The sequence below is a fragment of the Maribellus maritimus genome (assembly GCF_022267315.1).
GTDB lineage: Bacteria > Bacteroidota > Bacteroidia > Bacteroidales > Prolixibacteraceae > Draconibacterium > Draconibacterium maritimum.
Genome location: NZ_JAIKLE010000157.1, coordinates 1 through 626 on the forward strand (window position 1 = coordinate 1; position 626 = coordinate 626).

The 626-nt window shown below is 40.3% G+C and carries 1 protein-coding gene; it reads right to left on the reverse strand.

All coding sequences use genetic code 11. The features are described from left to right. Positions 1–626: HYR-like domain-containing protein (locus tag K5G00_RS29510; protein ID WP_394800895.1), on the reverse strand; the 626-nt coding region annotated here is incomplete at both ends.

Below are 626 nucleotides of genomic sequence, written 5' to 3' on the forward strand. Positions count from 1 at the left end.
GATACTGCAGCAATCCAGTCGGCATAAATCTGGTCAACCTGAGCCTGGGTCAGGCAGGTATCGGTAATCGTGTCTGTCGGGCATGTAATTGTAGGAGGTGAAAAATAAATATTAATTATTTGAGGACAGCTTGCAGTGTTTCTACAAGAGTCAGTAACGGTAAATGTCCTTGTTACTACAATTGGACAAATCCCCGTACTATCATCTTGATAAGTAATTTCGTAGATACCACAATTATCAGAAACAGAAATTCCTAAAATGGTTGTGTCAGCTAAATTTAAAGTAGTAGGTGTGGAACTAAAGTTAAGTCCGGTTGAATCTAATAAGCCACTTAAGTCGCAGCCAATAATGGTTAAATTGTTTGGACATGCTATGGAAGGTGGAGTATTGTCGTTAAGAGTAATCGTTTGTGCACATGTCTCAGAATTTCCGCAATTGTCGGTAACGGTGTAAGTTCTTGTAATCGTTTCGGGGCAATCGAGCCCGTCACTTATATCCTGATAGGTAATGGTAAATACATTACAGTTGTCAGTTGCCGTTCCTCCCAAAGCCTCGAACTCAGCAACAGTGATTGAAGAGGCAGTTTCAGAGTAAGGGAATGTAACCTGAGTATTGAATTCAGAAAT